The organism is Streptomyces africanus, from assembly GCF_002150735.1.
GTDB classification, from domain to species: Bacteria; Actinomycetota; Actinomycetes; order Streptomycetales; family Streptomycetaceae; genus Streptomyces; species Streptomyces africanus.
Genome location: NZ_MUKA01000166.1, coordinates 22543 through 28542 on the forward strand (window position 1 = coordinate 22543; position 6000 = coordinate 28542).

The following is a 6000-nucleotide window of genomic DNA, read 5'->3' on the forward strand; positions in this document are numbered from 1 at the left end:
CACCAGGAGGAACTGCCATGACCGACGCAGGGTCGAACTCCCCGCCGGACGGCAAGACGATCACCGAGCACGAGCTGGAGCAGTGCCAGCGTGCGAACGAGACCGGCCGCCAGCCGGTGGTGTTCGTCCACGGTCTGTGGCTGCTGCCCAGCAGCTGGGATCGCTGGGCGAAGCTGTTCGAGGACAACGGCTATGTAGCCCTGACCCCAGGCTGGCCGGACGACCCCGAAACGGTCGAGGAAGCCGCCGAGCACCCGGAGGTGTTCGCCGGCAAGTCGATCGGCCAGGTCGCCGACCACTTCGAGACCATCATCCGCGGGCTGGACCACAAACCGGCGATCATCGGCCACTCCACGGGCGGACTACTGACCCAGATCCTGGCCGGGCGGGGCCTGGCCGCGGTGTCGGTGGCGATCGATCCCGCCCCCTTCCGCGGGGTGCTGCCCCTGCCGATCTCGACCCTCAAGTCGAGCTTCCCGGTGCTCGGCAACCCGGCCAACCGCAACCGCGCGGTGCCGCTGACCTACGAGCAGTTCCGCTACGCCTTCGCCAACGCCGTCAGCGAGGACGAGGCCAAGCAGCTCTATGACACCTACGCGGTGCCGAGCCCGGGCAAGCCGCTGTTCCAGGCGGCCGCGGCCAACCTCAATCCCTGGACCGAGGACAAGGTCGACACCAAGAATCCCGACCGCGGGCCGCTGCTGCTCATCTCCGGCGAGCGGGACAACACCGTCCCGTGGGCGATCGTCAACGCCTCCTACAAGCAGCAGCGGGACAACCCGGGCGTGACCGAGATCGAGAAGATGCCCGGCCGGGGGCACGCGCTGACCATAGACAGCGGCTGGCGTGACGTCGCCGAGAAGGCGCTCGCGTTCGTCGGGCGGTTCGTCAAGAGCTGACCCGCCACGGCAGCGTCATGGGGCATAACAGAGTCGACCGGCGGGCTACCGCACCCTGGGGAACGGCAGCCGCGTGTCCCGGCCAGCTCTGTTAGATCTTGGACTGGTACCTGCGGTGGTCCGTCACCTGGCGGCGTGCCGCACGCGCCGGGGTCGGTCATCAAGGGGGTGGTCCGCCCGGTATCCGCGCTCAGCGCGAGCGTCCGAGCATGAAGGAAGCCCATGGAGCTCTTCCCACCGATTCCGCTCGCCGAATGGCGGGACTGCAAGGAGACGCTGCACCGGTTCGAACAAGTCGTCGGCAAAATCCGGCTCGCCGCCAGCGCCCGGAGCAATCACTGGTGGAACGTCCCCTTCCACCTCACCGGCCGTGGCCTCACTACACGTCCGATGGGGCAGGCCACCGGTCACGCGTTCACCATCGACTTCGACTTTGTCAGCCACCGGCTGGTGGCCGCCGCGCTGGGCGGCACAGAGGTGTCCTTCTCCCTCTCCGGCCGGTCCGTGGCGTCCTTCCACCGCGCGACCATGGAGGCTCTGGCCACGCTGGGTGTCCGAGTGGAGATCCCGGTCCCCAGGCCGTTCGGCCTGCCGGATGAGTTCCGGCCCTTCGTCGAAGACACCGAGCACGCGGCCTACGATCCGGTGCAGGCCAACCGCTACTGGCGGGTCCTCAGTCAGGTGGCGCTGGTCCTGGAGGAGTTCGCCGCCGGATTCTCGGGAAAGGCCAGCCCCGTACATCACTTCTGGCACACCTTCGACCTCGCTCACACCAGGTTCTCCGGCCGGCATGTCCCACAGCCACCAGAGGCTGACCCGATCAGCCGGGAGGCGTACTCCCGTGAGGCGATCAGTTTCGGCTTCTGGTTCGGGGACGACGAATTCCCCGAGCCCGCCTTCTACTCCTACACCGCACCGGAGCCCCCCGGGCTGCCCGAGCGGCCGCTCGCACCCCAGTCCGCCGACTGGGTGGCGCGCCGCGGCGGTCATCTGGCCGTGCTGCGCTACGACGCAGCCCGCGCCGAAGCCGCCCCCCGCGCCGCTGTGCTCAGCTTCTACGACAGCGCCTACCAGGCCGGAGCCGGGCGTGCCGGCTGGGACGTGACCGGGCTTGCCTGCCCCGGAGGAATAACCGACCAGCACCTCTCGGCCCCTTCCGCCTGAACGGCCACGGTCGGGCGCGGACGCTCGCGGTCGAAGCCTCACGGCGGGTGCCGCCCATCGCTTCTTCCTCCACCGGTTGCTCCGATGCGCCACGTCATCAACGATGGCGGAGAGCGCTTTCGCAGAATTGGCGGCACGGCATGGCTGTTGTCTCACGCGGATTCCGCGGCCGACCAGGCGATACGCACCACAGACTGCCTCCCGGGCAGTACGAGACCACCGACTTCCCGGTCCCGTCCGCCGGGCCCACGCCGAGGGTGGACCGTGACGCGTGGGAGCTCACCGTCCGCACCGAGACGGGCGCGCGGCACAGCTGGAACTGGGCGCAGCTCATGGCGCTGCCCAGCCAGACGCCGACGGTGGACCTGCACTGCATCACGAAGTGGTCGAAGTTCGCCACGGAGTGGCAGGGGGTCTCCCTGGACGTCCTTCTGGAGGACGTGGAGACCGCCGCGGAATAACACGACGAACCTGCCGCTGGAGGACCTGCTCGACGGACAGGCGTGAATCGCGTACTGCCACGACGGGGAGGACCTGGCGCCCGAGCACGGCGGCCCGGCCAGGCTGCTGGTCGGGTGGCGATGCCGCGCCACTGCTTGAGGCGGTTGATGCACCGCTCGACGGTGTGCGCTGCTTGTAGGTCTCGCGGTCGAAGGCCGGTGGCCTGCCGCCGCGGCTGCCCCGACGTAACCGGTGTCCGCGCTGGTCGGCGGGGACGGGGATCACTGCCCGGATGCCACGCTTGCGCAGGTGCTCGCGGATCGCGCGGGAGGAGTATGCCTTGTCGGCCAGGACCAGGTCCGGTCTGGTGCGGGGCCATATCGCCCGCGGGGAACGCGCAAGCGGACCATGACGTCGGTGAAGGCGGGTGGTCGCCGACCTGGCCTGCGGTGAGAACGAACGCAGGGGCCGGCAGCGGGTATCGGCAGCGAGGTGGATCTTCGTGGTCAGTCCGCCGCGGGAGCGGCCGATGGCGTCGTCGTCGGGTTCGTCTGCCGGGGCCCCTTTTTGCGGGCCCCGGGCCGCGTGTTGGTGAGCCCGCACGATCGTGGAGTCCACCGAGCCGGCCCAGTTGAGGTCCTCGTCCGCTTCGGCCTGGGCGACCAGGGCGGTGAACACCTGCTCCCAGGTGCCGTCGATGGCCCACATCCGCAGCCGGTTGTATGCGCCTCGCCAGTTGCCGTACTTCTCCGGCAGGTGAACCCACTGCGTGCCGGTCTGGAACTTGATGAGGGCCAGTACCCGCTTGTCGACCGTCCGATCGCGGTCTCCGCCGCGTTCGAGGGCAGCGAGGAGATCGCAGAGGCCCGGGAGATGGCCCGCGACGAGCTGGTGACCAATGCCCGAAAATACGCTCCGGGCCCGTGCCTGCTGGCCCTGGAGATCAGCGACGGCGCCGTCCGGATCAGCGTGTGGGACAGCAGCACCGCGCAGCCGTCGGTCCAGGCGGCCGACCCGGTCCGGGTCGGCCAGCACGGGCTGGAGATCCTCATGGCGGTGTCCCAGAGCTTCTGTATTCACCGGGAACCGGTGGGCAAGCGGATCTCCGTGACCCTCGTACTCGCCGACGACCCCGGCGGGGACGCCGCCGGCCGTCAGGCCATGTGACCTCAGGCTGCGAAGACCAGGGGTGGGGTGTTCTTGCCGGGCCAGGGGGCTTCCTGGCGCTGTGTGGCCGCGCCGGCCTGACACCACAGCGGCCCAGCAGAGGTCTTTGACTCGACCATTAAGCAAAGGAGCAGGCCAGCTCGACAAGGCGTCGCCGGGTCCCGCTACGATCGCGGCTCGGCAGCGCGACGATCCGGGGAGTGACCGTGCAGGAGACGAGCACCGTGGAGTTGGCCTACGTGCCGACGACCGCGGACGCAACAGGGGCACTGCGCGCGCGGGTGCGGGCCACACCGGCGGGGCGGTTGCAGAGCGGGATTATCCTCGCCAGCGCGATCGTCGTGCTGGGCGCTCTGGTCGTGACCCTCACGTTGCCGAAACGGCCCCACCTTGGGGTGACAGTGCTCTGCCTCGCGGCGCTGGCCCTGCTCATCGGTCTGCACATGCTGGTACCCGCCCTGCAGGCACGGCAGATACACCGAATGGTCGCCTCGCAGGGGGAATTCCGGGCTGTTGTGGGCGAAGCCGGGGTGCGGCTTACCTCTCAAGACAGCGAGACAACGTTCCGATGGCCGATGATCACCCGGTACGCGGAGACTGACACGCTCTTCGTGCTGATGACACCCGACAAGCACAGCGTCGGCCTTGTAGTCCTCCCCAAGCGCGGCGCCGCGATACCGCCGGATGTCGACCGCTTGCGGGCCATCCTCGACCGGAACGCAACCCGAGTCTGATCCAAGGGCATCGCCATGCCGCAAAACAGCCAGTCCGGGCTCACGGTCACCGACTATCGGCGCCAGTTGGGTGTGAGTCGTCCTGGGCCGAAGATCCCGCTGTTAATGGTCACCGAGGCCCAGCGGGAGGTGCTGCAGTCGCAGGTGCGCCGTTCTTCGACTGCTCAGCGTTGGCGTTGAGGTTCGCGGACTTCCCTTAGGGCGGTTGGATCTTCGACGAGTTCGACGACCTGGCTCTCCGACCGGGCTCAGCCCACCGCGGTCGCCCCCTTGCCCCCTCGTCAGCCGTTCCCGTCGTCATCCGGCAGCACACCTTCCGCTCTGGATGGGAACGTAGCCGCCGGTGGCTCGAATTTTCGCGACGAGCTTCCCGAGTTCGGCCAGGGCGTCCTCGCCGAGCAGCGAAGGGTTCGCCTCGAGCATCAACGTGACGTACTCCCCGATGCGCTGAGGCGTGAGGTCGTCCGTCGCGCCCAGCTCCACCGGGCCGTCCTCCCCTTCGTCCACGCCGGTCGCGGCGGCCGGCTACCGGGTCGACCAGTGGCCCGGACCAGGCGTTCCGGCAGTGCGTTCCGTACCTCCGGCGGCAGATCCTCGTACTGGCGGGCGAAGACCGGATGTGATCGCGTCCGGTGCGAGCGCGGGCTCGGTGAGCGCGGCACGGTAGACGCTTCGGGCCCCTCCCGACGTCGCGTCGGAAGGGGCCGGTTCTCGTAGCGGGGCCAGGATGTGAACCTGCGACCTCTGGGTTATGAGCCCAGCGACTGTTCCACCAGGCACTCACACCCCCTCCTCCGGTGCGGATGGGCCTGCTGGAGCGGGCACAGCCTCCGGCGCCTGAGTCGGGTGTGACATCTGCGGCGTTCGGTGCGCTGTAGCAGGTGGGCCGCGAGGGCGGCTCTGTGAGGTCCGCTTTCCCCCATGAGCGGGTACTCGTCATGCAGGGGCAGGAAGGTGCACCCCCCGTCGCCTGCCTGCCCCTCTCAGCCGCATGACTTGGGGCCGGGCAGCCGCACTCGGACCCCGGTGTGGGCCCGGCCGGGACGGGATGTCTGCGCCTATGTACGCTGTGGCACGCACCGGCGTAAAACTGCTCATAGCGCATGAATTCCGGCGTCGGGCGATGAGGGATTCACGGGGGAAGGATGGATGTGCACGTGCTTGTGGCGGACCGGTACCAGCTCGACGAACCGCTGGGACGCGGCGCCATGGGCGAGGTCTGGCGTGCCACCGACCAGACCCTGAGCCGACCGGTCGCAGTGAAACTCCTGCACACCGACCAGCACGAGCAGGTGGCGGCGACCGATGCCGAGCGCTTCCGCCTGGAGGCCCAGACCGCCGCCCGCCTCAACCACCCCCATCTCGTGGGTGTCTACGACTTCGGCTCCCACCATGGCGGGCTCTACCTGGTCATGGAACTCGTCGACGGCTGGAGTCTGGCCCAGGAGCGATCGATGCGCGGCACCCTCGCCCCGCAGGACGCCGCCGAGATCGCGGAGCAGACGGCGTCCGGGCTGGCCGCCGCGCACCGCCAGGGCGTGATCCACCGGGACATCAAGCCCGCCAACGTGATGCTCACCGCCGACCGCACCGTG

General features: G+C 69.2%; 6 protein-coding genes and 2 pseudogenes. 6 read left to right on the top strand and 2 right to left on the bottom strand.

Translation table 11 applies throughout. The features are described from left to right. Positions 1–17 precede the first annotated feature (17 nt). From CCL05_RS20785 to CCL05_RS20795, 3 genes and pseudogenes are all read left to right on the top strand, one after another. On the top strand, positions 18–899 hold the full coding sequence (locus CCL05_RS20785) for an alpha/beta hydrolase (RefSeq protein WP_086561990.1): 882 nt from the start codon (positions 18–20) through the stop codon (positions 897–899). A 222-nt stretch (positions 900–1121) separates the two neighbouring features. Continuing rightward, complete coding sequence (locus tag CCL05_RS20790) at positions 1122–2063, top strand: DUF5996 family protein (protein ID WP_086561991.1); 942 nt, start codon at positions 1122–1124, stop codon at positions 2061–2063. Between the two features lie 140 nt (positions 2064–2203). After that, a pseudogene (locus tag CCL05_RS20795) lies at positions 2204–2636 on the top strand (molybdopterin-dependent oxidoreductase); the annotation flags it as partial. 96 nt (positions 2637–2732) lie between these two features. Here CCL05_RS20795 and CCL05_RS46300 read toward each other — a convergent pair. Beyond that, positions 2733–3302 (bottom strand): annotated as a pseudogene (locus CCL05_RS46300) (IS5 family transposase); the annotation flags it as partial. Here CCL05_RS46300 and CCL05_RS46305 point away from each other — a divergent pair. After that, positions 3261–3671 (top strand): ATP-binding protein, encoded by a 411-nt coding sequence (locus tag CCL05_RS46305; protein WP_086561992.1) that lies wholly within the window; start codon positions 3261–3263, stop codon positions 3669–3671. The pseudogene CCL05_RS46300 and the gene CCL05_RS46305 sit on opposite strands and share 42 nt — an antisense overlap. A gap of 200 nt (positions 3672–3871) precedes the next feature. Next, positions 3872–4405: a YcxB family protein gene (locus tag CCL05_RS20810; protein WP_086561993.1), complete on the top strand. Its 534-nt coding sequence runs from the start codon at positions 3872–3874 to the stop codon at positions 4403–4405. Positions 4406–4702: 297 nt separating this feature from the next. On the opposite strand, the gene CCL05_RS20815 is transcribed toward CCL05_RS20810, so the two are convergent. Beyond that, a complete protein-coding gene (locus tag CCL05_RS20815) occupies positions 4703–4912 on the bottom strand; it encodes a hypothetical protein (protein ID WP_143589919.1) in 210 nt (69 codons plus the stop codon). A gap of 650 nt (positions 4913–5562) precedes the next feature. Between CCL05_RS20815 and CCL05_RS20820 the strand changes: the two genes are divergently transcribed. Next, positions 5563–6000: serine/threonine-protein kinase (locus CCL05_RS20820; RefSeq protein ID WP_244204339.1), on the top strand; the 438-nt coding region annotated here is incomplete at its 3' end.

Coding starts and splice junctions, on each gene's coding strand:
- CCL05_RS20785 (WP_086561990.1), top strand. CDS start 18: ATGACCGACGCAGGGTCGAACTCCCCGCCGGACGGCAAGACGATCACC.
- CCL05_RS20790 (WP_086561991.1), top strand. CDS start 1,122: ATGGAGCTCTTCCCACCGATTCCGCTCGCCGAATGGCGGGACTGCAAG.